Annotated in this window: 25 protein-coding genes; 2 read left to right on the top strand and 23 right to left on the bottom strand. The window is 69.8% G+C overall.

What is annotated here, in order from left to right:
• Positions 1-70: 70 nt before the first annotated feature.
• From whiG to proS, 17 genes are all read right to left on the bottom strand, one after another.
• Positions 71-913 (bottom strand): RNA polymerase sigma factor WhiG, encoded by an 843-nt coding sequence (whiG, locus tag AQJ27_RS21395; RefSeq protein WP_067371119.1) that lies wholly within the window; start codon positions 911-913, stop codon positions 71-73.
• Positions 914-1,185: 272 nt separating this feature from the next.
• On the bottom strand, positions 1,186-2,334 hold the full coding sequence (dprA, locus tag AQJ27_RS21390; RefSeq protein WP_067371117.1) for a DNA-processing protein DprA: 1,149 nt from the start codon (positions 2,332-2,334) through the stop codon (positions 1,186-1,188).
• Entirely contained in the window at positions 2,331-3,956 is a 1,626-nt protein-coding gene (locus tag AQJ27_RS21385; RefSeq protein WP_067371114.1) for a YifB family Mg chelatase-like AAA ATPase, read from the bottom strand. The genes dprA and AQJ27_RS21385 overlap by 4 nt, the downstream gene beginning before the upstream one ends.
• A complete protein-coding gene (locus AQJ27_RS21380) occupies positions 3,956-4,327 on the bottom strand; it encodes a YraN family protein (RefSeq protein ID WP_067371112.1) in 372 nt (123 codons plus the stop codon). Before AQJ27_RS21380 ends, AQJ27_RS21385 begins: the two co-directional genes overlap by 1 nt.
• A 117-nt stretch (positions 4,328-4,444) precedes the next feature.
• Positions 4,445-4,753, bottom strand: a complete 309-nt coding sequence (locus AQJ27_RS21375) for a DUF2469 domain-containing protein (protein ID WP_003965949.1) — start codon at positions 4,751-4,753, stop codon at positions 4,445-4,447.
• Between the two features lie 55 nt (positions 4,754-4,808).
• Entirely contained in the window at positions 4,809-5,339 is a 531-nt protein-coding gene (locus AQJ27_RS21370; RefSeq protein WP_067371109.1) for an NUDIX hydrolase, read from the bottom strand.
• Complete coding sequence (lepB, locus tag AQJ27_RS21365; protein WP_067371107.1) at positions 5,329-6,072, bottom strand: signal peptidase I; 744 nt, start codon at positions 6,070-6,072, stop codon at positions 5,329-5,331. The genes AQJ27_RS21370 and lepB (AQJ27_RS21365) overlap by 11 nt, the downstream gene beginning before the upstream one ends.
• Positions 6,073-6,153: 81 nt before the next feature.
• A complete protein-coding gene (lepB, locus tag AQJ27_RS21360) occupies positions 6,154-7,104 on the bottom strand; it encodes a signal peptidase I (RefSeq protein ID WP_079065128.1) in 951 nt (316 codons plus the stop codon).
• Complete coding sequence (gene lepB / locus AQJ27_RS21355) at positions 6,989-8,071, bottom strand: signal peptidase I (protein WP_067371103.1); 1,083 nt, start codon at positions 8,069-8,071, stop codon at positions 6,989-6,991. The genes lepB (AQJ27_RS21360) and lepB (AQJ27_RS21355) overlap by 116 nt, the downstream gene beginning before the upstream one ends.
• Positions 8,064-8,780 (bottom strand): signal peptidase I, encoded by a 717-nt coding sequence (gene lepB, locus AQJ27_RS21350; RefSeq protein WP_067371100.1) that lies wholly within the window; start codon positions 8,778-8,780, stop codon positions 8,064-8,066. The genes lepB (AQJ27_RS21355) and lepB (AQJ27_RS21350) overlap by 8 nt, the downstream gene beginning before the upstream one ends.
• Before the next feature lie 45 nt (positions 8,781-8,825).
• Entirely contained in the window at positions 8,826-9,176 is a 351-nt protein-coding gene (gene rplS / locus AQJ27_RS21345) for a 50S ribosomal protein L19 (protein ID WP_054235359.1), read from the bottom strand.
• 131 nt (positions 9,177-9,307) lie between these two features.
• Positions 9,308-10,129 (bottom strand): tRNA (guanosine(37)-N1)-methyltransferase TrmD, encoded by an 822-nt coding sequence (trmD, locus tag AQJ27_RS21340; protein WP_067371098.1) that lies wholly within the window; start codon positions 10,127-10,129, stop codon positions 9,308-9,310.
• Positions 10,129-10,716 carry a ribosome maturation factor RimM gene (gene rimM, locus AQJ27_RS21335; RefSeq protein ID WP_067371096.1) on the bottom strand — a complete coding sequence of 196 codons (588 nt, stop codon included), beginning with the start codon at positions 10,714-10,716 and terminating at the stop codon, positions 10,129-10,131. The genes trmD and rimM overlap by 1 nt, the downstream gene beginning before the upstream one ends.
• A gap of 107 nt (positions 10,717-10,823) precedes the next feature.
• Positions 10,824-11,063, bottom strand: coding sequence for an RNA-binding protein (locus tag AQJ27_RS21330; RefSeq protein ID WP_005479813.1), 240 nt, complete (start codon positions 11,061-11,063; stop codon positions 10,824-10,826).
• 2 nt (positions 11,064-11,065) lie between these two features.
• A complete protein-coding gene (gene rpsP / locus AQJ27_RS21325; RefSeq protein WP_060901212.1) occupies positions 11,066-11,494 on the bottom strand; it encodes a 30S ribosomal protein S16 in 429 nt (142 codons plus the stop codon).
• Positions 11,495-11,802: 308 nt separating this feature from the next.
• Positions 11,803-12,399, bottom strand: coding sequence for a hypothetical protein (locus AQJ27_RS21320; RefSeq protein ID WP_054235363.1), 597 nt, complete (start codon positions 12,397-12,399; stop codon positions 11,803-11,805).
• A 251-nt stretch (positions 12,400-12,650) separates the two neighbouring features.
• Complete coding sequence (gene proS, locus AQJ27_RS21315; protein WP_067371094.1) at positions 12,651-14,066, bottom strand: proline--tRNA ligase; 1,416 nt, start codon at positions 14,064-14,066, stop codon at positions 12,651-12,653.
• 199 nt (positions 14,067-14,265) lie between these two features.
• Here proS and AQJ27_RS21310 point away from each other — a divergent pair, with 199 nt between their 5' ends.
• Complete coding sequence (locus tag AQJ27_RS21310) at positions 14,266-15,093, top strand: class I SAM-dependent methyltransferase (RefSeq protein WP_079065127.1); 828 nt, start codon at positions 14,266-14,268, stop codon at positions 15,091-15,093.
• 145 nt (positions 15,094-15,238) lie between these two features.
• Here AQJ27_RS21310 and ftsH read toward each other — a convergent pair whose 3' ends face one another.
• From ftsH to nsdA, 6 genes are all read right to left on the bottom strand, one after another.
• A complete protein-coding gene (gene ftsH, locus AQJ27_RS21305; RefSeq protein ID WP_079065126.1) occupies positions 15,239-17,176 on the bottom strand; it encodes an ATP-dependent zinc metalloprotease FtsH in 1,938 nt (645 codons plus the stop codon).
• A gap of 148 nt (positions 17,177-17,324) precedes the next feature.
• Complete coding sequence (gene ffh, locus AQJ27_RS21300) at positions 17,325-18,878, bottom strand: signal recognition particle protein (RefSeq protein WP_067371088.1); 1,554 nt, start codon at positions 18,876-18,878, stop codon at positions 17,325-17,327.
• A gap of 162 nt (positions 18,879-19,040) precedes the next feature.
• Positions 19,041-21,491 carry a [protein-PII] uridylyltransferase gene (locus AQJ27_RS21295; protein ID WP_067371084.1) on the bottom strand — a complete coding sequence of 817 codons (2,451 nt, stop codon included), beginning with the start codon at positions 21,489-21,491 and terminating at the stop codon, positions 19,041-19,043.
• 27 nt (positions 21,492-21,518) lie between these two features.
• On the bottom strand, positions 21,519-21,857 hold the full coding sequence (locus AQJ27_RS21290; RefSeq protein ID WP_054235369.1) for a P-II family nitrogen regulator: 339 nt from the start codon (positions 21,855-21,857) through the stop codon (positions 21,519-21,521).
• Positions 21,854-23,191: an ammonium transporter gene (locus tag AQJ27_RS21285; protein ID WP_067371081.1), complete on the bottom strand. Its 1,338-nt coding sequence runs from the start codon at positions 23,189-23,191 to the stop codon at positions 21,854-21,856. The genes AQJ27_RS21290 and AQJ27_RS21285 overlap by 4 nt, the downstream gene beginning before the upstream one ends.
• A 337-nt stretch (positions 23,192-23,528) precedes the next feature.
• Positions 23,529-25,004, bottom strand: a complete 1,476-nt coding sequence (gene nsdA / locus AQJ27_RS21280) for a transcriptional repressor NsdA (protein ID WP_067371079.1) — start codon at positions 25,002-25,004, stop codon at positions 23,529-23,531.
• A 458-nt stretch (positions 25,005-25,462) separates the two neighbouring features.
• Between nsdA and AQJ27_RS21275 the strand changes: the two genes are divergently transcribed.
• Positions 25,463-26,125, top strand: a complete 663-nt coding sequence (locus tag AQJ27_RS21275; RefSeq protein WP_067371077.1) for a bifunctional DNA primase/polymerase — start codon at positions 25,463-25,465, stop codon at positions 26,123-26,125.
• Positions 26,126-26,154 lie beyond the last annotated feature (29 nt).

Raw genomic sequence — 26,154 nt, 5'->3', positions numbered from 1 at the left:
ACCGGAAAGAACGCGCCAGCGAAGGGGAGCGACCAGGCAGGGACGATTCAGCAGCTTGCCCCACTCGAGGTCAGCGCCCGAAACTCGCCAGCTTGGCGCGCAACTGCAGCACCGACTTGGTGTGGATCTGGCTCACCCGGCTCTCCGTCACTCCCAGCACGTTCCCGATCTCCGCGAGCGTCAGGCCCTCGTAGTAGTAGAGCGTGACCACGGTCTTCTCCCGCTCCGGCAGCGTGTTGATCGCCCGTGCCAGAAACCTCCGCAGCTCCCGGTCCTCGGCGACCTCCACCGGATTGTCCGCAGCGGTGTCCTCCAGCGTGTCCATCAGGCTCAGCCGGCCACCGCCCTCACCGCCGACGTGCAGCAGTTCCTCCAGCGCCACCACGTTGGCCAGCGACAACTGACTGAAGACCGCGTGGAGTTCCTCCACCCCGATCCCCATCTCGGAGGCCACCTCGCCCTCCGACGGCGTCCGCCGCAGCCGAGCCTCGAGCGTCGCGTACGCACGTTCCACATTGCGCGCCTTCTGCCGCACCGACCGGGGGATCCAGTCCAGTGCCCGCAATTCGTCGATCATCGCGCCCCGGATCCGCGTGATCGCGTACGTCTCGAACTTGATCTCCCGCTCGATGTCGAACTTCTCGATCGCGTCGATCAGCCCGAACACCCCCGACGAGACGAAGTCGGCCTGCTCCACATTGGCCGGCAGACCCACGCTCACCCGCCCGGCGACGTACTTCACCAGCGGCGAGTAGTGCAGGATCAACTGCTCACGCAGCCGCTCGTCCCCCGTCGCCTTGTACGACCGCCACAACTCGTCGAGCGTCGAGGGAGCGGGCGGGCGCACGCTACCGCCGTCGCGGGCGGCTGGGGGGATCGCCGCCCGATCGGACCCGGAGGTGTGCTGGGGCATTCGTCGCCTTGTGCCGTTCTGCCGTGAACTGGGGGGACCTGGGTGAGCTGTCGCGCTGATGTCGAGTTGCCTGTCCTGCGTCGGAATCCACGTGAGCGTAGCGTGACTGGAGCGTCGCAGTGCGCGAAGGGGAGCGGATCGGCCGTGCGCAGATACGTTCCGCTGTGCGTCCCTCGGGGGCATGTTCGTCGCCCTCCGTGATCACCGAGAGACATCAACTGCGGGAATTGCCAAGGCTGTCGGCGTTCGCCCGGACGGCCGAACACGCTCGGTCAGCACCCGCGACGATCACCGCGGACCGAGATCATTGCCTGGCGTGTCAACTTCCAGCCGTCGCCGTGTCGTTCGACGAAACCAAGTGATCGGAGTTCGTACAGCCTCCCGACCGCGTCGTCCGTGGTGGTCCCCGCCCCGCGGGCGATGTCCTCCGCTCCCGCCAGACCGCGCGCCGGCAGCGCGGCCAGCACACGTCCGGCGCCCGGATCCAGCAGGTCACGCGGCAGCACGGGCCCGCGCCGGTCCGGGGCCAGCTCGCCGATGTCGCCCACCAGTTCGGCGACGTCCGCGGCGTCCGTGACCAGGACCGCTTCCCCGCGCAGCAGCTCGTGCACCCCGGCCGACAGCCCGCTGGTGACCGGGCCCGGCACCCCCATCGCGAACCGCCCCAGCCGCTGCGCCGCCCGCGCCGTGACCAGCGCGCCACTTCGGTACGCGGCCTCGACGACCACGGTCCCCCGGGTGAGCGCGGCGATGACCCGGTTCCTGAGGATGAATCTGCTCGGCGTGGGATGGTCGCCCGGCGGCAACTCCCCCACGACCAGTCCCTGTTCGGCGATCCTGGTGATCAACTCGGTGTGCCCCCGCGGATAGGGCCGGTCGACTCCGCAGGCCAGCACGGCGACGGTGGCGCCGCCCGCCCCGAGCGCGCCCCGGTGCGCGGCGCCGTCCACCCCGTAGGCACCGCCCGACACCACCACCCAGCCCCTCTCGGCGAGCCCGGCGCCGAGCGTGGCCGCCATATGGGCGCCGTACTCGGTACAGGCCCGGGCTCCGACCACGGCGACCGAGCGCAGCGCCCATATCCGCAGGCTGGGCCGCCCCCGTACCCACAGGCCGGTGGGACGCGTGTCGCCGAGGTCGTCGAGTTGCGCCGGCCACTCGGGGTCCCCGGGGCACACGAACCGGGTCCCGGCCTCCCGCGCCACCGCGAGGTCCCGCTCCGGATCCGCCCGCTCCGCCCGGGCCCGCAGTCCCGCCCAGCGCTTGTCCGTCACTCCCCGTGGTTGCTCGCCGCCCGCGACGAGCCGCCGGACCGCCTCCGCGGCACCGACCGCCCGCAGCCAGCGCCCGCAGACCTCGTCGCCCGGTTCGATCACCCGCGCGAGGAAGGCCCGCCGGAGCCTCTCGTCCTCCTGGCTCACGACAGCGCGCCGATCGCCATCGGCACCCCGCGGGGGACCCCGGTGCGCAGTTGCAGGGCTAGGGCGACGTCCGTCGCACCGGGCCGGTCGTGTCCCACCAGGTCCGCGACGGTCCAGGCGACACGCAACACCCGGTCGAGGCCGCGGGCGGTCAGGACACCTCGCTCAAGGCTCCGCTCCGCCTCGTCCATCGCGCCCAGGGACGCGTACCAGCGGCCGCGCAGCTCCCGGCCCGGCACTTCGCTGTTCGTCCGCCAGGGCGTGCCCTCCAGCCGCGCGGCGGCCCGCTCCCTGGCCGCCCGCACCCGGTCGGCGACCGTCTCGGTGGATTCGCCCCGCGCACCGCGCTCGGTCAGCTCGGACCGGGTGACGCGGTCCACCTCGACCCGCAGGTCGACGCGGTCGAGCAGCGGCCCTGAAAGCCTGGCCTGGTAGCGGCGGATCATGGAGGGCGGGCACTCGCACAGGTCGTCCCGCAGCGAGAAGCGGCCGCATGGACAAGGGTTCGCCGCCAGCACCATCAGGAACCGCGCCGGAAACCGCACCACCCCCGCACTGCGCGCGATCACCACATGCCCCGCCTCCAGCGGCTGGCGCAGCGCGTCGAGGGCCTGACTGCCGAATTCGGGCGTTTCGTCCAGAAAGAGCACTCCGCGATGAGCCAGGGACACCGCGCCCGGCCGTGCGATCCCCTGGCCGCCGCCGACGAGGGCCTGCATGGTCGCCGAGTGGTGCGGGGCGCAGTAGGGAGCGATGTCGACCAGGGGTTTGCCCGGTGGTAGCAGGCCTGCGACCGAGTGGACGGCGGTGACCTCCAGGGATTCGCCCTTGGTGAGGCGCGGCAGGATGGCCGGCAGCCGCTCGGCGAGCATCGTCTTGCCCGCCCCCGGGGGACCTTCCAGGAAGAGGTGGTGGCCGCCCGCCGCCGCGACCTCCACGGCGGTCCGTGCCGAGTGCTGGCCCACGACGTCGGCGAGGTCGTGACCGTGGTCGTGCTGGGCCGCGCCCATGCTGTGCATGCCGGTGGCGGCGCCCGTGCCGGGCATCCGCAGTCCCGCCATCAGCGGATCCGGTCGCCCCTGCTCGTCCGGATCCTCCTCGGGCACCGGCTCGTCCGTGAGCACCGCGATCAGCTGGCGCAGACTGCGCACCCCCAGCACCGAGATCCCCGGTACGAGCGAGGCCTCGGCGGCCGCGCACTCGGGCACCACCACCTGCTCGTACCCGGCGTCCGCTGCGGCGAGGACCGCCGGCAGCACGCCCCGCACCGGCCGCACGCGTCCGTCGAGGCCCAGCTCGCCGATCATCACGATGTCGGAGAGCACCCGGGGATCGATGCGTTCGGCGGCTCCCAGCACCGCGCAGGCGACGGCCAGGTCGAAACCGCTGCCGCCCTTGGGTACGGATGCCGGGCTCAGGCCGACCGTGAGCTTCTTCTGGGGCCACGCCGAGCCGGAGTTCACCACCGCCGCCCGGACCCGGTCCTTGCTCTCGGTCAGGCTCTTGTCGGGCAGGCCGACCAGGGTGAAGGCCGCCACGCCCGGCTCCAGGTCCGCCTGGACCTCGACGACCACACCCTCGACGCCCACGAGGGCCACCGCACAGGTACGCGCGAATCCCATCAGGCCACCCCCCGCGCGTGCTCGACCACGGGGGCGCCGCGATCGGGGAGGACAACGCCGACCAGATCGATGCGGACGCCGCCGGGTGGCGCCCCGCCGTGTTCCTGGAGCCAGCGTTCGGCCAAGCCGCGCAGGCGCTGTGCCTTGGCCGGCGTGACGGCCGCCATCGGGTGCTCGAAGGCCCCCGCCTTGCGCGTCTTGACCTCGCAGACGACGAGCGCGTCGCCGTCCCGGGCCACGATGTCGATCTCGCCGGTCCTGCCGCCGCGCCAGTTGCGTGCCAGGACCGTCATCCCGGTCTCGGTCAGCCGTCGCGCGGCCAGATCCTCGCCGTACTTGCCCAGTGCGTTGCGTGCCTCGGGTGTGTTCATGTCGGCACCACCTCCGGCGCCAACACTGAGGCCACTTCGACCGGCTATTGGATCTTGGTGGACAAACGGCCGACTGTGGACAGCTCCCTCACCCACACGAGGGTTCCTGGCCCGTCATCAACCGCCCGGCAGTTCCAGATCGCTCTTGTTCAGCTCCTCGATATTCACGTCCTTGAACGTGAGGACACGCACCTGCTTCACGAAACGAGCAGGTCGGTACATGTCCCACACCCAGGCGTCCGCCATGGACACCTCGAAGAACACCTCACCCTGGACCGAGTGCACCTGCATCTCGTAGTCGTTGGTGAGGTAGAAGCGCCGTTCGGTCTCGATCACATATTTGAACAGACCGACGACGTCGCGGTACTCCCGATAGAGCTTCAGCTCCATCTCGGTCTCGTACTTCTCGAGGTCCTCGGCGCTCATGGCATGTTCCCCTTCAGCCGTGCGTCCCCCTATTGTGCGCCAGCCCCGCGAGCCTCTAGACGATTTCGGTGTCGAGGATCTCGGGCCTGGCCGGAGGACCCTCGTCGAGCAGCCTGCGCAGCAGCCCGGCGAGTCTGGTCGGATACACCGTCTCATGTGCCTCGGTCAGTTCCCGGCACGTCCACCAGCGCGCTCCGGCGACACTGCGCCGTTCCAGCTCCGTCAGCCCGGCGGCGACGGTTCCCTTCTGGCTCGTACGGGCCAGGAAGTACCACTCGTCCTGGTCCCAGCGCCGCCCCGCGAACGGGAACGAACAGCTCCGCTGCCACAGCACCGGGCCCAGCTCGACCTCGGTGATGCCGGTCTCCTCCACGAGTTCCCGCAGCGCGGCCTCCTCGCGCGTCTCATCGCCCTCGAGGCCCCCGCCGGGCGTGAACCACCAGTCGTCCGCCGGATCGTCCGGCTCGTGACCGTGCAGCAGCAGAATGCGGTCCTGCTCGTCGAGCAGCACGACCCGGGCGACCTTCCGGGGCCCGCCGTCGCTGGAGTCCTCGTCCGAACCCCCGTACGACGCCTCAGGCGGCACCGGCGAGCTCCGTACGCGTCCTGCCGCGCCGGCTCAGCCGCGTGGCGATCGGCCCGTACGCCGCTCCGCCCAGCACCAGCACCGCGCCGACCACGATGGCGGTCAGGACCAGCCGCAGCGGCCCGGGCGACGAGATCCCGCCCAGCTTCTCGAAGCCCGTGGGGCGCGCCAGCATGCCGTTCATCGGCCAGGCGATGGCGTCCACACGGCCCTTCACCGCGCTGCGCGCGACGGTGCCGTTGAAGGCCTCGGTGAGGTGTGCCGTGGAGTCCAGTGAGCCGCTGCGCTCGTCGCCGAGCAGGAAGAGCCGGTCCTTGGGTACCTCGACGGTCGGGATCTGGGTCGACTCCGCGGCCTGGCCCTTGGCGAGATACGGCTCGTCGATCTGTTTGCCGTTGACGGTCAGCTTGCCGTTCGTGCAGCACGCGACCGTGTCACCGCCGACCGCGACGACCCGCTTGACGAGGAGCATGTCGCCCCAGCTCTTCTGCTTGAAGACGATGACATCGCCGCGCTCGACGTCACCGCCGTCGATGCGCTGGGCCAGAATGCGATCGCCCGCCTTGATGGTCGGCACCATCGACTCGGTCGGCACGGTGTACGGCTGGTATTCGATCGCGCCCCAGGCGAAGCCGCCGAGAAAGAGCACACAGCCGAGGGCCACGGCCAGCCCCGACAGCACGCTGCCGAGCCGCCCGCGGCCCTCGTCCGTACGACCTGACGTCCTGCTCATCCCAGTGCTCCCCCAACTCGGAGAATCGATCCCACGGCCCCACCTGCGGGCCGCGGAAGATCGGCGATCTGGGACGGCACCCTACCCGGCGGTACCCCGACCAGAAACCCTCGGGTTTCCGGCGGTAAGGCGACGCCTGCGCCACAGCACCAGCGGCACCGCGCCGGCCAGCCCGAGCGCGCCGGGAGCGGCCGCGCTGAGGTTCTGGTCGAAGGTGTCGGGGATCGGCAGCGTGTCCCAGCGGGTGGGCGGCCAGGCGATCACGATGGCGCGGCCGACGACATTGCCCACCGGCACGAAGCCCTGGTGATCGTCCTGCTGGTGATAGCGCGAGTCCAGCGAGTTCTGCCGGTGGTCACCCATGACCCAGATTTTGCCTTTGGGTACCGTCACCTTGAACTGGCCGCCCTGGTCGTCGACGCTGCACGGGGTGTTCCCGACGTAGACGTACGAGTCCTCGTTCAGTGCCTTGCCGTTGACCTTCAGCGGGCCGGTGCCCTTGCACTCGATCGTGTCACCGGCGACACCGATGACCCGCTTGATGAGGTCCTTCTCGTTGGCCGACGGCATCAGGCCGATCTTGCTGAGGAACGTCTGCGCGGCGTTCGGGTTGGGCGTGGGCTCGCCCTCCAGCCATTTGTCGGGGTCGTGGAAGACGACCACCTCGCCGCGCGAGGGCTCCGAACCGAACCACGGGGTGAGCTTGTCGACCAGGACCCGGTCGCCCTGCTGAAGCGTATTCTGCATCGAGTCCGAGGGAATCGAGAACGCCTGGACCAGGAAAGTCTTGATCAGCAGCGCGAGAACGAGCGCGATACCGATGAGGAGCGGAAGCTCCTTCCAGAAGGAACGCGGCTTCTTGGGCTTCGGCTCCTGCTCGCCCTGCTCCTTCGTACCGTCGCCACCGTCCCCGGAGTCACTCCCGGAACCAGTGACGTCGTTCGTGGCCGGGGTGGCCGATCCGTCGGGTCGCTCCGGCTGCTCCTCGGGGCCATCGTGTCCGGATCGTGCGCCGACCGCCAAATCCCCCACATCCACTCCTCACTCCGTGCCGCCGCCTGCGCCGGATCCGGCGCAGGCCCACCACTCCCATAACGAGCGGGAGTTCCGCAGGGCTCGGGAGCGGGATCAATCGATTGAGATCCGCGGACGCCACCCTATGCGACGCGCCGAGAGCGGTTGCCGACCCGCTCGGTACGGACGCGAACGTGTCCGGTTCCTTCAGCCGGGTCCAGTGCCCGAAGGGCCAGGCGATGACCATGGCTCTGCCGACGACCGAGCTCTCGGAGACGGTACCGCCGTATTTCTCGGTGCGGTGGTAGCGGGAGTCGGCCGAGTTGGCTCGATGGTCGCCCATCACCCAGAGACGACCCTTGGGCACGGTCTCCTCGAAGGAGAAGTCCGATGGCTTGTTCCCGGCCTGGATGTACGACTCGTTGAGCGGCATGCCGTTGACGGTCACGCGCCCTTGGGTGTCGCAGCACTTCACGGTGTCGCCGCCGACCGCGACGACCCGCTTGATGAGGTCCTTGTCGTTGTCGGAGGGCAGCAGACCGATGGCCGTCAGGCCCTCCTTGACCTGCTTGACGACGACCGGGTCGTTCTTCTTGGTGGTCTTCTCCCCGGCCAGCCAGTTACCGGGATCCTTGAAGACGACGACGTCGCCGCGCTGGGGCTTGGAGCCGAACCATGGCGTGAACTTGTCGACGAGCACACGGTCGCCGATCTGGATCGTGTTCTCCATGGAACCCGACGGGATCACGAAGGCCTGGACGAGGAAGGTCTTGAGGACCAGCGCTATGAGCACCGCGACGCCCACGAGGAGGGGTATCTCCTTGATCGCGGAGCGCCGTCGGCGCCGCTTGACCTTGCGCTGGAGCTTGCGGCGCTCGGCACGGCCGGGCCGGACGGCGCCGCCGGCGGCCCGCCGGGTGCCGGTAGGCAGCAGGTTGTCGGCGGCGTGGTCGGAGACCCCACGTGGCCTGCCACGGTTACCCATGGGCACCGTCCGCGGTGGGCACACGCGCGTAGGCGGCGGCACGCTGCAGCCGGGTCCAGTGGCCCGCGGGCCAGGCGATCCAGTCGGCCCTGCCGATCACATCACCGACGGGGATCATGCCGCCGCCGGGAGACCCCAGGTGGTCGCGGGAGTCGCTCGAGTCTCTGCGGTGGTCACCGAGAAGGAACAGGCTGCCGGCGGGCACCACGACGTCGAAGGAGACGTCGGACGGGCTGTCCCCCGGGTACAGAAACGTCGACTCGTCGACCGACCGGCCGTTCACCTCGAGCCTCCCCTTCTTGTCGCAGCAGACCACGTGGTCTCCCCCCACACCCACGACGCGTTTGACGTAGTCGGCGTTCCCGAAATACCCAGTGCCGTCGAACACGACGACATCGCCCCGCCGCGGCTCAGCACCGAAACGGTACGCCAACTTATTTACGAGAACGCGGTCCCCGATCCTCAATCCGCGCTCCATCGAGCTGCTGGGAATCTCGAACGGCTGCATCACGAAGTTGCTGAACAGCACCAGGAACAGCAGACAGACCAGCACGGTCAGAGTGATCCGCCCACCGGGGAGCCAGTCGGCGGCCCGGGCCACCAACGCGAAACGCGACCGTCCCTCCGGCCCCTCAGCGTCCGAGATGTCCTCGGACTCGGTGGGGCGGGAGGAGCGGTCGCGCTCCGTGTGCTGTGCTTCGGTGTCCATCGGAGCCAGATGTTATCCGGCGTCCATGTGAACCCCTTCGCGAGCTCAGTTGTCGCGCTTCTCCTTGATCTTCGCGGCCTTGCCGCGCAGGTCACGCAGGTAGTACAGCTTCGCGCGACGCACGTCACCACGGGTGACGAGCTCGATCTTCTCGACGATCGGGGTGTGCACCGGGAAGGTACGCTCGACGCCGACCGAGAAGGAGACCTTGCGGACCGTGAAGGTCTCGCGGACACCGGCGCCCTGGCGACGGATGACTACGCCCTTGAACTGCTGCACACGGGAGCGGTTGCCCTCGATGACGCGGACGTGGACGTTGACGGTGTCACCCGGGCGGAAGGCCGGGATGTCGCTGCGCAGCGACGCGCTGTCGACGGAGTCGAGCAGGTGAGACATTTCGTCTGCTTTCTTCGTTGATGCCACAGGTCATCAACGGGAGCTAGTTTTCCAAGAGGGTGCTGCCGCGTCGGGACGGGCGTCGTGTCCCCCTGTGGCAGGGGCGCCCGGTCTACGCAGACAACAGCGGCCTATTCTTCCACGGCCTCTGGTCTGCGCCAAAATCGACCGTCGGGTTCCGGCTGCCAGCCCAGGATCGAGAGCATTTCGCGGTCCTTCTTGTCGAAGACGGAAGGGTCGCAGCGCTCGATGAGGTCGGGCCGGTTCGCCGCCGTACGGCGCAGGGCCTCGTCGCGGCGCCAGCGGGCGATCTTCCCGTGGTGACCGCTGACCAGCACGTCGGGGATCTCGCGGCCGCGCCACGCCGGGGGCTTGGTGTATACGGGCCCCTCCAGGAGGTTGGCCATGGCGCCGGGGGCGAACGAGTCGTCCCGGTGGGACTCGGCGTTGCCGAGAACACCCGGCAGCAGCCGCGCCACGGCCTCCGTGACGACGAGTACGGCCGCCTCGCCGCCGGCGAGTACGTAGTCGCCGATGGACACCTCGTAGACGGGCATCCGGGTCGCGTATTCGTCGATGACCCTGCGGTCGATGCCCTCGTAGCGGGCGGGCGTGAAGACCAGCCAGGGGCGCTCGGAGAGCTCGACGGCGAGTTCCTGGGTGAAGGGGCGTCCGCTCGGCGTGGGCACGACCAGGACGGGCCCGTGGGAGCCGGTCTCGTAGCCATCGGCCAGGACGGAGTCCAGGGCGTCGCCCCATGGCTCGGTCTTCATGACCATGCCGGGGCCGCCGCCGTACGGGGTGTCGTCGACCGTGTTGTGGCGGTCGTACGTCCACTCCCGAAGGTCGTGCACGTGCACATTCAGCTGCCCACGCGCGCGTGCCTTGCCGACGAGCGAGACGTTGAGGGGTTCCAGGTACTCGGGGAAGATCGTGACGACGTCGAGCCGCATCAGGCGTCGGCCCCCGAGGAGTTCTCGTCGTCCTTGGCGGAGGCGTTCTCCGTGTCCCTGGAGGAGTCGATTTCCGCCTGGTCGTCGATCAGGCCCGGCGGCGGGTCGATGACGGCCCGCTGCTCCTCCAGGTCGATCTCGGTGACGATCTCCTCGACGAACGGGATCAGGACCTCGGTCCCGTCGGGCCGCTCGACCACGAACAGGTCCTGCGAGGGCAGATGGGAGATCTCCGTGATCCGTCCGACCTCCACCCCGTCCTTGGTGACCACGTCCAGGTCCATCAGCTGGTGGTCGTAGTACTCGTCCGGGTCCTCGGGCTGCTGGTCCGGGTCCACCTCGGCGATCAGGAGGGTGTTGCGCAGCGCCTCGGCCGCGTTCCGGTCGCGTACGCCCGCGAAGCGCAGCAGCAGACGGCCGCTGTGCACCCGGCCGGTCTCGATGGTCAGCGGTCCGGCGGAGGCCGGATCGGTGAGCAGGACGGCACCGGGCCCGAGCCTGAGTTCCGGCTCGTCCGTACGGACCTCCACGGTGACCTCGCCCTTGATGCCGTGGGCGCGGCCGACGCGAGCGACTACCAGCTGCACTGTGCTTGATCTCCTGTCGATGTGCCTACGGCATGGGTTCGTAGACGACTACGGGCCGGGGACGGCTCGAAAGCCCTCCCCGGCCCGAGCCGGTGCTGCCTGTTACGTCAGCGGACGTGGTCCACGTCGACGAGGTCGACGCGGACACCTCGGCCGCCGATGGCACCCACGACGGTCCGCAGAGCGCGGGCGGTACGGCCGTTGCGGCCGATCACCTTGCCGAGGTCGTCGGGGTGTACCCGGACCTCGAGAACGCGCCCACGGCGCAGGTCGCGCGAGGCGACCTGCACATCGTCGGGGTTGTCGACAATGCCCTTCACGAGGTGCTCGAGAGCCTCCTCGAGCATGCTCAGGCCTCGGTCGACTCAGACGAAGAGGACGCGGCCGGGGCCTCGTCCTTCTTCTCAGCCTTCTTCTTCTGGGTGATGGCCTCACCCTTGCCCTCGTCGTCGCCGCCCAGGGCGTCGAACGACGGGCGCGTCGCCTTCGGCTCGGCCACGAGCAGCGGAGCAGGGGCGGGCTCGCCCTTGAACTTCTGCCAGTCGCCGGTCAGCTTCAGGATGGCGAGAACGGGCTCGGTCGGCTGCGCGCCGACACCCAGCCAGTACTGCGCACGGTCGGAGTCGACCTCGATACGCGAGGGGTTCTGCACCGGGTGGTACAGACCGATCTCCTCGATGGCCCGACCATCACGGCGGGTACGGGAGTCGGCGACGACGATGCGGTAGTGAGGCGAACGGATCTTGCCCAGACGCTTCAGCTTGATCTTGACTGCCACGGAAGTGGTGTCTCCTGGTCTTGACGTGGTTGGGCACGGCGAGATGGCCGCGTGGGGTTGCGGTACCCGAGTGCCCGATGGACGCGTCAGCCGGAGGAGAGAGGGGTCCTGTGCGGCTGTCGAGTACAGCTAGCCATTGTGCCACACCCTGGCGGGTCGCCTTCACGGGGCAGCGCGCGGTGACCCCCGGCGCCGGATGCCCGGCACCGGGGGTCACCGCCGAGGTCGGCAGCGCGCCCGGTTCGGACCGGGTGCCGCCGCGCGGGGCTGACTCCGACTGAGTACGGCTGCCACGAGCAGCCGTCCGCTCAGCTCGCCGCGGCGCCCACGACCTCGGGGATGCGGAACGGCTTCCCGCATCCTCCGCACACGATCGGTGCCTGCGCCAGCACGGACGGGACAACCCGTACGTTGCGACCGCAGTCGCACACCGCCTTGACGCGGACACCTCCCCCGGAGGAGCCGTGCCGGGCGGCCGGGCCCCGGAACGAGCGGGCCGTGTCCGCGGCGGTCGCGGCGGTGTGTGCCTTGAGGGCGCGTTGCAGCCGCTCGATCGTCGGGCGGTAGCGCCGCTTCGCTTCGGGGTTGAGCGTGACCAGGGAGAAGCCACTGCTGGGGTGCGGCTCCTCCGGGTGGTCGAGGCCCAGCTCCTCGGCGATGGCGAGGAATCTGCGGTTGTGGTACCGGCCGGCGCGCGAAGTGTCGCGGACTCCGCGAGCGGCGGCGATGCCATGGACTGCCTCATGCAGCAGTCGTTCGAAGGAGAGTTCGTGTCCGCAGGCGGACGACGATTCTCCGATCAGGGACTCTGGCGCGGCAAGATCGGGCAGTTCGGGGTGGTGCCGCTGAATGTCGGCCCACGCCCCTGCCAGCTCTGCGGCGAGAACAGGTGGTGTCGTGCTCACGTAATCACAACGAGCCGGGGGGCCTCTGTGTTCCTATTCCGGGCCATCCCAAATAATTTGCACGTACCCGTCAGTTGGTGCTGATGCGTCCGGACGAGGGCGGGTGCGCTGATCTGCGGAGAAGCCTCACAGCTCACACCAAGCCGGTACGTAGTAACGCGTACGCCCCGGCGCGTAGACGATGTCCGCACGCCGGGGCCCCTGTGGTCATCAGATGCGCAAGAGGCGTTTCGGCCTCCCTGCGGGCCTACTCAGTAAGCGCGCGCGACGACCGCGACGTTACCCGGTGCGTCGTCGGCGTCGGGCACCGACCCGTCCTCGGCGACCAGACACCGTACGGTCACGGAGTGCTCGGCGAGCTCGGCCTCGCCCTCTTCCCCGAGGTCGACCCACGGAATGCGCGCCCAGCCGCCGGCGGTGGCCGTCTCGACGGCTTCCTGGATCGTCGACACCTCCGCGGTGCGGGACTCCCGGCGCTCGCGCGACTGCTTCAGGAGCAGCGCCTGGTCCTCTTCGAGGACGGCGGGGAGCAGTTCCACCAGAGCGTCGATGGCGACCGGCTCCTTGCCGCCGGGGATACGGCGGGCCAGCATCGCGGTGCCGTTCTCCAGGTCACGGGGACCGACCTCCACGCGGACGGGGACTCCCTTGAGCTCCCAGTCGACGGCGCGCCGCCCGAACGGGACGTCGGTGCGGTCGTCCACATGGACGCGTACACCCGCCGCCTTCAACCGGTCGCCGATTTCGCGGACCTTGGCCAGAACCGCCTCGTCGCCCTTGATCGCGAGGACGACGGCCTGGATCTGGGCGAGCCGCGGCGGGACGCGCAGTCCGTTGTCGTCGCCGTGCATCATCACCAGGGCGCCGATCATGCGGGTCGTCGAACCCCAGGAGGTCTGCCAGACCAGCTCCTGCTTGCCTTCCTTCGACAGGAACCGGGTGTTGAAGGCCTTGGCGAAGTTCTGGCCCAGCTCGTGGCTGGTGGCCATCTGGAGGGCCTTGCCGTCGCCCATCATGCCTTCGAGCGTGAGGGTGTTGATGGCACCCGCGAAGCGCTCCTTGACGGTCTTGCGGCCGGGGACGACATCCATGCCGAGGACGTTCAGCATGAAGTCCTCGTACACCTGGCGGTGGATGTGCGCGGCGAAGTCGCGGGCGTCCTCGTACGTGGCGTGCGCGGTGTGGCCCTCCTGCCAGAGGAACTCGGACGTACGCAGGAAGAGGCGGGGCCGCAGCTCCCAACGGACCACGTTGGCCCACTGGTTGATCAGCAGCGGCAGGTCGCGGTAGCTCTGCACCCACTTCGAGAAGTAGTCGTTGATGATCATCTCGGAGGTGGGTCGGACGACCGCGGGCTCCTCGAGCTCCTTGCCGCCGCCGTGCGTAACCACCGCGAGCTCCGGTGCGAAGCCCTCGACGTGGTCGGCCTCCTTGGTGAGGTACGACTGCGGGATCAGCAACGGGAAGTACGCGTTCTGGGTACCCGTCTCCTTGATGCGGGCGTCCATCTCCGCCTGCATCCGCTCCCACAGCCCGTACCCGTACGGTCGGATGACCATGGAGCCGCGCACCGGTCCGTTGTCGGCCAGTTCGGCCTTGGCGATCAGATCCTGGTACCAGCGCGGGAAGTCGTCCGCCTGGGGCGTGAGAACGGGTGCCTTTGCCATGGCGCGATGGTACGGGCACACGTTGCCGGTATGTGAATTCTTGTGCCGCGCGCGGACAGCGCGCAAGCAGCGCGCCACAACCCCTGGACGGCGCGACGAGTGCGGAGTTACCTGACATACGGGGGAAGAGCGAGCGCACTGCACGGGGGCAAGGGAAACGGGGCGCAGCGGCAACTCTCGGCGGATTGGGGCGCTTTCGATGACACCTACGCTCGTGCGGCATCACCTACCTCACGCGGCCGCGCCGCCCCGGGTGGATCCGTGTGCACGCGCGCGTGACTGGGCCGAGATCCAGGAGCGGATGCTGGTGCCGCTCTACGAAGCCGTCCACGAGCGGCTCGAAGTGGGCGCCGGGACGCGGGTCCTCGGCCTGCGCTGCGGTTCGGGGCTGGCCCTTCTGATGGCGGCCTCCCGGGGAGCGGCGGTGACCGGCGTCGACTCCTCTTCGCCCGAACGGGTGCGGCTCGCGCGGGAACGGTTACTGCCGGACGGGTGGGGCACACGCGCGCGTGCCGACGCCCGGATCGTGGAGGGGTCCCCCTCGGACCTCGCCGATCCCACGGCGGCCGCGTACACGCTGGTGACCGCGTTCGAGCCGATCGGGTGCGCGCCGGGGGACGCCGAGGAACTCGGGGAGCTGCTGTCGGCGGCGACTCCGCTCGCCGAGCGGGGGGCGGCCGTGGTGCTGGTCGGATGGGGGCCGCCGGAGCGGTGTGCCACGTCCGCGGTGCTGCCGGGCGAGGGGTGCGGGCAGGGTCCTCGCCGGGACGACCTGGAGGAGGTCGCCCAGCGGGCCGGGCTCCGGCCGGACGGGTCCGGGCGGGTGGCGTGTCCCTTCGGGTACGCGGACGTGGAGAGCGCGGTGCGGGGGTTGTTGTCGACCGGGCTGTTCGACGCGGCGGTCGGTGCGACGGATGTGGTGCAGGTCTGCAAGGAGCTGACGGAGGCGCTGCATCCGTATCAGCGCGGGGACGGCACGGTGTGGATGCCGAACGTCTTCAGGTACCTGATCGCCCGCACGGGCTGAGGTCGCCGGGTTCACACCCCCGCCGCCCCTGCCCGTCCCATCCGTCCCCAGACGCCCGCAAAAAGACTGCGTAGTTCTCCGCGCCCCTGAAGGAGCGCGGGGAACCCCCGTCCGACCCGCAGCCACGTGAATCCGGGTCGGAGCCTCACACCTCCTCCTTCTTCACGCGCGTCACTCCCGCGATCCGGTATGCCTGGGCCTCCTCCAACGTCTCGTTCGCGAGGAGGGCCTCCGCGAGGGCGTTCAGTTGGTCCCGGTGGTCAATGAGCTTCTGGCACGCCTCCTCGTAGCACTCGTCGACGATGCGCCGCATCTCGTGGTCGATGGAGTCGAGGGTGGCCGGCGCGGCGGCGAGGCCGTAGGCCTGCTGGGCGTCGTTCGGGAGGGCGGAGAGACGGCCGACCCGTTCGCTCATGCCCCAGCGGGCGACCATGCCGCGAACGACGTTGGTGACCTGTTCGAGGTCGTTCTCGGAGCCGGTCGTGACGACTCCGTAGACGACGTGTTCGGCGGCCATGCCCCCCAGGGCACCGATGATGCGACCCCGCAGGTATTCCTCGGTGTACGAGTACCGGTCGGTGTCCGGTGTCGAGAGCGTGACGCCCAGCGCGCGCCCGCGCGGGACGATGGTGATCTTGCGAACCGGGTCGGCACCCGGCTGCAGCATGCCGAGGAGGGCGTGGCCGCTCTCGTGGTACGCGGTCCTGCGGCGCTCCTCGTAGGGCATCACCAGGGAACGCTCCGCACCGAGCTGCACCTTCTCCAGCGCCTCGGAGAGGTCCGGCGGCGTCACCTCGTCCTGCTTGCGCTTGACGGCGAGCAGCGCCGCCTCGTTGGCGAGGTTGGCCAGATCCGCACCGGTCATGCCCGGCGTCGTGCGGGCCACCTGGGCCAGGTCCACTTCCGGGGACAGTGGGATCTCGCGGGTGTGGATCCGCAGGATCGCCTCACGGCCACGGCGGTCGGGGGGCGCGACGTTGACGATCCGGTCGAAGCGGCCGGGCCGGGTCAGCGCCGGGTCCAGGATGTCCGCACGGTTCGTCGCCGCGATGACGATGACGCCCTCGAAGCCCGAGAAGCCGTCCATCTCGGTGAGGATCTGGTTCAGGGTCTGCTCGCGCTCGTCGTGGCCGCCCATCGCCGAGCCGCCGGCCCGGGACCGCCCGATGGTGTCGATCTCGTCGATGAAGATGATCGAAGGGGCCACTTTCCGGGCCTCGGCGAAGAGTTCCCGGACCCGGGACGCGCCCACGCCCACGATCATCTCGATGAACTCCGATGCCGAGGCCGAGAAGAACGGAACGCCCGCCTCCCCCGCCACGGCACGCGCGAGCAGGGTCTTTCCCGTGCCGGGCGCACCCGCGAGGAGCACACCGCGCGGCATCTTCGCGCCCATCCTGCGGTACGCGTCCGGATTCTTGAGGAAGTCGACGACATCGTTCAGTTCGCCCTCGACCTCGTCGATTCCGGCCACGTCGGCGAAGGTCGTGCGCTGGGCGCCGGGCTGCAGTTCGACCGGTTTCGGGGGCGCCTTGCGGCCGAGCATGCCGCCCGGGCCTCCGATGCCCGCCCGCAGCCGCCGGGCGAAGAACATCCACAGCAGTACCAGGAGCACGATCGGGGCCAGGGAGATCAGCAGGTTGGAGAGGAAGCTGCGCTGCTGGACCACCGGTGAGGCGGTCACCGTGACGTGGTGGGTCTCCAGGTTCTGCCAGAGCTTGTCGTCCGCGAAGGACGGGCGCTGGGTCTTGAACTTGGTGTACTTCCCGCCGCCGTCCGGTTTGGCCTGGGCCGTCTTGAGCTCGCCCTGGATCGCGTCGCCCTTGGAGTAGATCTTGCCGATGTTGTCGTTGTCGACCTGCTTGCTGAACTCCGTGTACGAGATCGTCGGCTCGGTGCCCTCGTTGAAGAAGGACAGCACCAGGAGGGCGATCACGAACACGACCAGGACGGCGACGACGAGGCCGATCCAGCCGCCGGGCATCTTCCTTCGCCCGGAGGGCGGACCGGTCGAGTCGGGTGGCGTTCCCTCGGTACGCCACGGCTGGTCGGGGTCCTTGCGCGGCGGCACAGGGTTGCTCATATGAGGACGTTACGACACGAAATACTCGCCAGCATGCGCAGAAAATGCCACTGGGGGCGCCCCTCCGGCGAGGGGCGCCCCCAGTGACGTACGAGAACGACCCCGTACGGAAGACCTCGTACGGAAGACTCCGTACGGAAACGAACCGTCAGCCCATGAACTTCTTGAACTCGTCCGGCAGCTCGAAGTCCTCAGCCTGCTGCCCGGCCGGCAGACCGAAGGCGCCGCCCGGCTGGGCACCGGCCTCGCGGCGGGCCGCGGCCTCTTCCTCCTGCTGCTTGCGCTTCATCGGGTTGCCGGAGCGCTGCTTGCCCTTGGCCACCTTCTGCTTCTTCTTGGCCCGGCCGGGGCCGCCGCCCATGCCCGGGATCCCCGGCATTCCGGGCATGCCGCCGCCCTGGGCCATGCGGGACATCATCTTGCGGGCCTCGAAGAAGCGCTCGACCAGGTTCTTGACCGCGCTGACCTCGACACCCGAGCCCTTGGCGATACGGGCGCGACGCGAGCCGTTGATGATCGTCGGCTCCTGGCGCTCGCCCGGCGTCATCGACTTGATGATGGCGGCCGTGCGGTCGACGTCGCGCTCGTCGAGGTTGTTGATCTGGTCCTTGATCTGGCCCATGCCCGGGAGCATGCCGAGCAGCTTGCTGATGCTGCCCATCTTCCTGACCTGCTCCATCTGGGCCAGGAAGTCGTCCAGGGTGAAGTCCTGGCCCTTCTTGGACGCCAGCTTGGAGGCCATCTTCTCGGCCTCTTCTTGGCTGAACGTCTTCTCCGCCTGCTCGATCAGGGTGAGCAGGTCGCCCATGTCGAGGATGCGGGAGGCCATCCGGTCCGGGTGGAAGGCGTCGAAGTCGTCGAGCTTCTCGCCGTTCGACGCGAACATGATCGGCTTGCCGGTGACCGAGGCGATGGAGAGCGCGGCACCACCGCGGGCGTCACCGTCGAGCTTCGACAGGACGACGCCGTCGAAGCCGACGCCGTCGCGGAAGGCCTCGGCGGTGTTGACCGCGTCCTGACCGATCATCGCGTCGACGACGAAGAGGATCTCGTCGGGGCTGACGGCGTCGCGGATGTCCGCGGCCTGCTGCATCAGCTCCTGGTCGATGCCGAGACGGCCGGCGGTGTCCACGATCACGATGTCGTGGACCTTGGTCTTCGCGAACTCCATGGAGTCCTTGGCGACCTTGACCGGGTCACCGACGCCGTTGCCTGGCTCGGGGGCGTAGACGGCCACACCGGCGCGCTCGGCGACGACGCTCAGCTGGGTCACGGCGTTCGGGCGCTGGAGGTCGGCGGCGACCAGCAGCGGGGAGTGGCCCTGGTCCTTGAGCCACTTGCCGAGCTTTCCGGCGAGCGTGGTCTTACCGGCACCCTGAAGGCCCGCGAGCATGATCACGGTGGGCGGGTTCTTGGCGAACCGCAGGCGGCGGGTCTCACCGCCGAGGATCGTGACGAGCTCGTCGTTCACGATCTTCAGGACCTGCTGGGCAGGGTTGAGGGCCTTGGAGACCTCGCTCCCGAGTGCCCTCTCCTTCACGTTCTTGATGAACGTCCGGACGACCGGCAGGGCCACATCGGCTTCAAGGAGCGCGATACGGATCTCGCGGGCCGTGGCGTCGATGTCCGCCTCGGAGAGCCGGCCTTTCCCGCGGAGGTTTTTGAAAGTCGCGCTCAGGCGGTCTGAGAGGGTATCGAACACGGTGGCGTCGGTCCTCGGAGTCGGGGGCGGTTTGGGTTGCCCTCCAGGGTATCTGCCCGAAAAGGGTTGGTGTCCCCTGCCCGGTGTGAATACCCGACAGGGACCACGTTCGAAGGGCGGAGACAGGACCGCGAGGTCACTCCCGCAGCATCTGCCACGAGGTCATCCCCGCAGCATCTCCTCCAGCCCCCGCGCCACCGAAACCGCCTCCTCCGCCGGCAGGGGCGCGCCCTTGGGGCCGGTCACGTAGAAGGCGTCCACGGCGTTGGCGCCGAGGGTGGAGACATGCATGCTGCGCACCCATACGCTCGCGTCCTCCAGGGCCCGCCCGATGCGGTGCAGCAGGCCGGGAGCGTCGTGGGCACGGACCTCGATGACCGTCGCGTGGCGGGAGGCGGCGGAGGCGACCGTCACCCGGGGCGGCGGCGCGATCGTGCCCCGGCGGCGCGGATAGGCGGCGTCGCGCTCGGCGAGTCGGGCCGCGATGTCCAGGGAGCCGTCCAGGGCGCGCACCAGGTCGGCGCGCAGCCGGGCGGCCTGCGGCAGGGAACCGTACTCGGCGGCGACCCGCCAGTTGAGCAGCAGCACCGAACCCTCGACGCCGTCGGGCAGGTCCAGGGCGCGCAGCTCGGCCGTGCGCACGGTCAGGCGGTGCATCGCGAGGACACCGGCGACCGCGGGGAGCACTCCGGGCTGGTCGGGCACGGCGATGAGCAGTTCCACGCCCAGGGGCTCGGGATCGCCGGTGGGCTCCTCCTCGGTGGGCGGTTCGGTCTGCGCGCGCAGTGCCAGTACGGGGCCGCCGGTGCGGAACGCCTCGATGGCGAGCCGCTCCTGCTCGGCCGTGGGCGCGGCGGCCTCGGGCTCCTCGGGGGCGTCTCCGGCGAGCACGGCGGCGACCCGTTTGACCAGGTCGGTGACGAGGGATCCGCGCCAGGAGGACCAGGCCGCGGGCCCGGTGGCCAGCGCGTCCGCCTCGGTGAGGGCGTGCAGCAGTTCGAGGGTGCTCTGCGATCCGACGGCCTCGGCGACCGAGCGGACGGTCGCCGGGTCCTCCAGGTCGCGTCGGGTCGCGGTGTCGATGAGCAGCAGGTGGTGGCGTACGAGGGTGGCGAGCACCGCCACGTCGGCGCGGTCGAAGCCGATGCGGGCGGCCACGTCCCGGGCGATGATCTCGCCGGCCACGGAGTGGTCGCCGGGCCAGCCCTTGCCGATGTCGTGCAGCAGGGCGGAGACGAGGAGGAGGTCGGGGCGGCCCACGCGGCGGGCCAGTTCGGAGGCGCGGACGGCCGTCTCGATGAGGTGGCGGTCGACGGTCCAGATGTGCACGGCGTTGCGCTGCGGGCGGCAGCGCACCCGCTCCCAGTCGGGCAGGAGCCGGGTGATCAGGCCCTCGGCCTCCAGTGCCTCCCAGACCTCGATGGTCGGGCGGCCCGAGCCGAGCAGCGTGACGAGCTGTTCGCGGGCCTCGGCGGGCCAGGGCGTGGGCAGTGGGCGCGCGACGGCGGCCATGCGCCGTACGGCGTGCAGGGAGAGCGGGAGCCCTGCCTGTGCGGCGGCGGCCGCGGCACGCAGCGGGAGTACGGGGTCGCGTTCGGGGCGCGCGGCGCGGGCGAGTACCACCTCGCCGTCCATCTCGACCACACCCTCGGCGAGCGGTGTGCGCTCCACGGCGGGCTTGGCACCGCCGCCGAGCATGGCGCGCAGCCGTGGCCGCACAGCGCGCGACTTGAGCACGCGTCCCACTTCGCGCCAGGTGACGTCACTCGCGTACGACACGACGCGCGCGGCCTCGTACACCTGGCGCAGGAGGGTGTCGGCGTCCAGGAGTCCGAGTTCGGCGGCGACCTGGTCCTGCTCCTGGAGCGCGAGGCGGTCGGTGGCGCGGCCGGTGGTGAGGTGGAGGGCGTCGCGGACGTCCAGGAGCCTGCGGCGGGCCTCCGCGAGGCCCTCACGGGGCGCGTCCGCGAGCCAGGAGGCTGCGACGGCGCGCAGGGCGGTGGCGTCGCGCAGGCCGCCGCGAGCCTCCTTCAGGTCCGGTTCCAGGAGGTACTGCAACTCGCCCTGGCGCTCGGCGCGCTCGGCGCACAGCTCCTGGAGTTCAGGGAGGCGTTTGGGCGCCTGGTTGCGCCAGTCGGCGAGGACGGCCGTGCGCAGTCCGGCGGTGAGGCCGAGGTCGCCCGCGATGTGGCGGGCGTCCAGCAGGCCGAGCTGCACCTTGAGGTCCCCGCCCGCGGTCTTGCGTGCCTCGCCGGGCGTACGCACCGAGTGGTCGAGGGCCAGGCCCAGGTCCCAGATGGGGTACCAGATGCGGTCGGCGAGGGCTGCGACCGCGCCGGCGTCGGCGCTGTCGTGCAGGAGCAGCAGGTCGAGATCACTGCGTGGCGAGAGTTCTCCGCGGCCGTAGCCGCCGACGGCGACGAGCGAGACGCCGCGCAGTCCCTCGGCACCCGCGCCGAACAGGCCGGTCAGCCATTCGTCCGTGAGTTCGGCGAGGGCGGCACGGCGCGGCGGCCCGGACCGCGCCCCCTCCTGGAGGAGGCGCAGCCGGGCCGCCGCGTAGCCGCTGGGTCCCGAGTCTTCTGCTTCCGTACGCATCTCCGTACTCGTCACCCAGTGGCTCCTGTTCTGATCTTCTGTTTAGAGCGCGTCCGGGCCGCGCTCGCCGGTCCGGACCCGGACGGCCGTCTCGACCGGGATGGACCACACCTTGCCGTCACCGATCTTGCCGGTGCGGGCCGCCTTCACGACGACATCGATCAGCTGTTCGGCGTCGTCGTCCTCGGCCAGCACCTCGATGCGGATCTTGGGGACCAGGTCGACGGTGTACTCGGCACCACGGTAGACCTCGGTGTGTCCCCGCTGCCGACCGTAGCCGCTGGCCTCCGTGACCGTGAGACCGTGCACCCCGAAGGCCTGCAGGGCCTCCTTGATCTCGTCGAGCCGGTGGGGCTTCACGACGGCGGTGATGAGCTTCATGCGTCCACCTTCTTGCTCTCCGTACCCGCGAGGGCGGAAACCGAGCCGCCGACGATGCCGCCGCCCGCTCCACTGAAGTCGTATGCGGTCTCGGCGTGCTCGGCCTGGTCGATGCCGGCGATCTCCTCGTCCTCGGTGACCCGCATGCCCATCGTCTTGTCGATGATGAAGGCGAGGATCGCGGAGACGACCAGGGAGTAGCCGAGGACGGCGAAGACACCGGCGCACTGCTTCCAGAACTGGGTGAGACCGCCGCCGTAGAAGAGACCCTCGACGGTGGACTGGCCCTTGCCGCTGGCGAAGAAGCCGATCAGCAGGGAGCCGATGACACCGCCGACGAGGTGCACGCCGACCACGTCGAGGGAGTCGTCGTAGCCGAACTTGTACTTGAGGCCGACAGCCATGGCGCACACGACACCGGCGATGGCGCCGACGGCGATCGCGCCGAGCGGGGAGACCGCGCCACCGGACGGGGTGATGGCGACCAGCCCGGCGACCGCGCCGGAGGCGGCGCCCAGCGTGGTGAACGCGCCGTGGCGGATCTTCTCGTAGATGAGCCAGGCCAGCATGGCGGCCGCGGTGGCGATCTGCGTGTTGACGAACATCAGCGCGCCGACGCCGTCGTCGTTGCCGAGCCACGAACCGGCGTTGAATCCGAACCAGCCGAACCACAGCAGACCGGAGCCGAGCATCACCAGCGGGAGGCTGTGCGGACGCATCGGGTCCTTCTTGAATCCGACGCGCTTGCCGATGACCAGGATCACGCCGAGCGCCGCGGCACCCGCGTTGATGTGGACCGCCGTACCACCGGCGAAGTCGATCACGCCGAGGTCGAACGCCCAGCCGCCGGTGCCCCAGACCCAGTGCGCGACCGGGAAGTAGACGACCGTGGCCCACAGTGCGATGAACAGCGACCACGCCGTGAACTTCACCCGGTCCGCCAGCGCACCGCTTATCAGCGCGGGCGTGATGATGGCGAACATCAGCTGGAAGACCATGAAGACGAAGATCGGGATGGTGTAGCCCGGCCACAGCTCCGTCAGGCCGATGTTGCTGAGGCCGACCCAGTCCGAGGTCCAGCCGATGAACGAACCCTTGTCCGTGCCGAAGGCGAGCGAGAAGCCGTACAGCACCCACAGGATCGTGATGATCCCCATGCTGATGAAGCTCATCATCAGCATGTTCAGGGTGCTCTTGACACGGACCATGCCTCCGTAGAAGAAGGCGAGGCCGGGGGTCATGATCAGCACCAGAGCGGAAGCGATGAGCATGAACCCGGTGTTGGCGGCCGAGAGCTTGGGAGCTTCTGCGGCTAGCGTGATGGCTGGTGCCATCGGCGTCTCCTCGTCGTTGGTACGGCCCCGTGCGGGCGAAGCCTGAGCGGTCATGAGGGGTGGGCCGGTTATGCGCCATGAGATTGACGCAGCGCGGTTTCCGTCGACGCCCCTCGATGTTTCGCCGCAGTGACGAAGGCACCTCGTGTGTTACGCCTCCATGAACTGGCTGATACCGGGCGGAGCGATCGTTATCGTGGCGCAACCTTCCCAGAAGGCAAACGAACCGGCCACGGCTGGTCGTCCGATGACCTGGCATGGGGGAGCCGAGTCGGGCGGTTCGGGACGACCGGCCGTGGCCGGGGTACTGGGGTCGGACCGCTTCCGCGGCCCGGGCTCAGACCGCTTCCGCGGTCTCGGGAAGGTTGACGGCGAGCTGCTCGGTGAGGTCCACGACCTCGGCGAGGTCACCGAAGTCACGGACGGCCGTGTCGACCGTCTTTCGGATACGAGTGTTGACGCGCTCGGAGCGCACCTTCTTGGCGATCGCCATCGCGTCCTTGGCCAATACCGCACTCTGTTCGGGCTCGCGCCGCAGCAGGTGCACGGTGGCCATGCCGATGAGATTGAGTGCGTACGAACGCTGGTGCTCGCCGTCCTTGGCGAAGAGGTCGACGGCCTGCTGCATCAGGGGCTCGGCGAGCGAGGCGTACGTGGGGCTGCGGCCCGCGACGTAGGCCAGGTCCCGGTAGGAGTGCGAGTTCTCGCCGTGCAGCTCGGCCAGCGAGAAGAAGCGGATCCAGTCGGGGTCCGGGTCGTCCCACTCGTGAACGTCCTCGAAGCTGTCCTCGGCCATCCGGACGGCCCGCTTGCACTTTCCGGGCTGGCCCATGTTCGCGTAGGCGCGGGCCTCCATCGCATACAGCATGGACTGGGTGCGCGGGCTCGCGCAGTCACGGCTTCCGTACTGCGCCAGATGGATGAGTTCGAGCGCGTCGTCGGGCCGGCCGAGGTGGATCATCTGGCGGCTCATGCTGGAGAGGATGTACGAGCCCAGCGGCTTGTCGCCCGCCTCCTTGGCGGCGTGCAGGGCGAGCACGAAGTACTTCTGCGCGGTGGGTTGCAGCCCCACGTCGTAGCTCATCCAGCCCGCAAGCTCGGCCAGCTCGGCGGCGACCTTGAACAGGCGTTTGCTGGTCGCCCCGGGCTGCGGCTCCTGGAGCAGGTCGGTCACCTCGTGCAGCTGGCCGACGACCGCCTTGCGGCGCAGACCGCCGCCGCACTGGGCGTCCCACTGGCGGAACATCACCGTGGTGGACTCCAGAAGGTCCAGCTCGGGCTGGGAGAGCCGGCCGGGGCGGCGCGCGGCGGCCGGGGACTCGGGCTCCTCCTGGGGCGCGGCGGGCGAGGGCACCAGCCAGCGCTGCATGGGCTCGATGAGGGCGGGGCCCGCGGCGAGGGCCAGCGAGCTGCCGAGGAAGCCACGCCGCGCCAGCATCAGGTCACTGCGCGAGTACTCGCTGATCAGCGCCACGGTCTGCGGGCCGGTCCAGGGCAGGTCGACACCCGACACGGACGGTGACTGGTGGGCGGCGCGCAGACCGAGGTCCTCGACGGCGACCACACAGCCGAACCGCTCGGAGAACAGCTCGGACAGGATCCGCGGAATCGGCTCGCGCGGATTCTCGCCGTCCAGCCAGCGGCGCACCCGGGAGGTGTCCGTGGAGATGTGATTGGCCCCCAACTGGCGGGCCCTTCGGTTCACTTGCCGCGCCAGCTCGCCCTTCGACCAGCCACTGCGCACGAACCACGAGCCCAACAGCTCATTCGGGCGCTTGTCAGCGTTCGTACCGCTTCCGCCGTTGCCGCCCACTGGAACGCCCCCATCCCTGAGACCACTTGTACGCTGCGTGCGCCAAGCCCTATCAGAATGCCGGTAAATACAGCCGCACGTCCGGCAGTTCTCACCCTTCGAACGGGAAGCCGACTTGCCTCCGGCATACCCACGAGTGCATACGTCCCCAGGACTCGTGCACTCAAAGTAATCCTACGATCACGCGTCCAGCCATGGCGATCCCGGAAACGCCACCATTCGCCACCCCTTCGAATGAACTCCTGATCGCCTGTACACGATTCACTTGACATAGGACAGCCAGAAGTGGCGGAACGATGCATTCGGGGGCGCGCGCCGCCGGGTACACCACCCGGGACGCTTCCGGGCGCTGCCGGGATCGCGTCGCCAACCACGTGACATCCGGGGACTTGAACACACTGAGTGATGTTTCGCGTTCATGGCGTAACCGTCGACGCGTCGGACCCGTTGGAGGGGGCATGGGCTTCACGATCGGCAGCAGTCGGGGAATGCGCGAAAGCCGGCCCGGCACCCGTCGCCGCGGCCGCTCGTCGGAGTGCACCGCGGTGGCCGAGTTCACCGGGCTGTGGGGCTGGGACGTGGTCCCCGGCGCCCGGGCCGCCGCGGGCGCGTGCTCCTGCGGCAAGGCCGGCTGCCCCGCGCCGGGGGCGCATCCGCTGGACTTCGCGCCGGTGCTCGAAGCGGGGGCCACGCTCGACGAGGTCTCCGAGACCTGGGGCGAGTTCCCGGGTGCCGCGGTGATGCTGCCGGTCGGCCGCGCGTTCGACGTCATCGAGGTCGCCGAGGCCGCCGGGCGCCGCGCGCTCGTCCGCCTGGAGCGAATGGGCCTGCCCACCGGGCCCGTCACCGCGACCCCGGACGGCCGCGCCCACTTCCTCGTCGCCCCCGGCGCCGCGGCCGAGCTCCCCGAGCTGCTCTACCGGATGGGCTGGGACGACGCCTCCCTCGACCTGCACGGCCTCGGCCCCGGTACGTACGTCACCGCCCCGCCCTCCGACCGCGCCGGCCTCGGTCCGGTCCGCTGGCTGCGCTCCCCCGCCCTGGACTCGGCGACCAAGCCGCCGCAGGCACGGTTGCTGCTGGGGACGCTGGCGTACGTGGCGCACCGGTCGCGCGCGTAACGACACCGACGACGGCAACGCCGTACACG

The sequence above is a fragment of the Streptomyces olivochromogenes genome, assembly GCF_001514115.1.
Classification (GTDB): Bacteria; Actinomycetota; Actinomycetes; order Streptomycetales; family Streptomycetaceae; genus Streptomyces; species Streptomyces olivochromogenes.
This window is presented reverse-complemented; position numbering and strand designations above follow the sequence as displayed.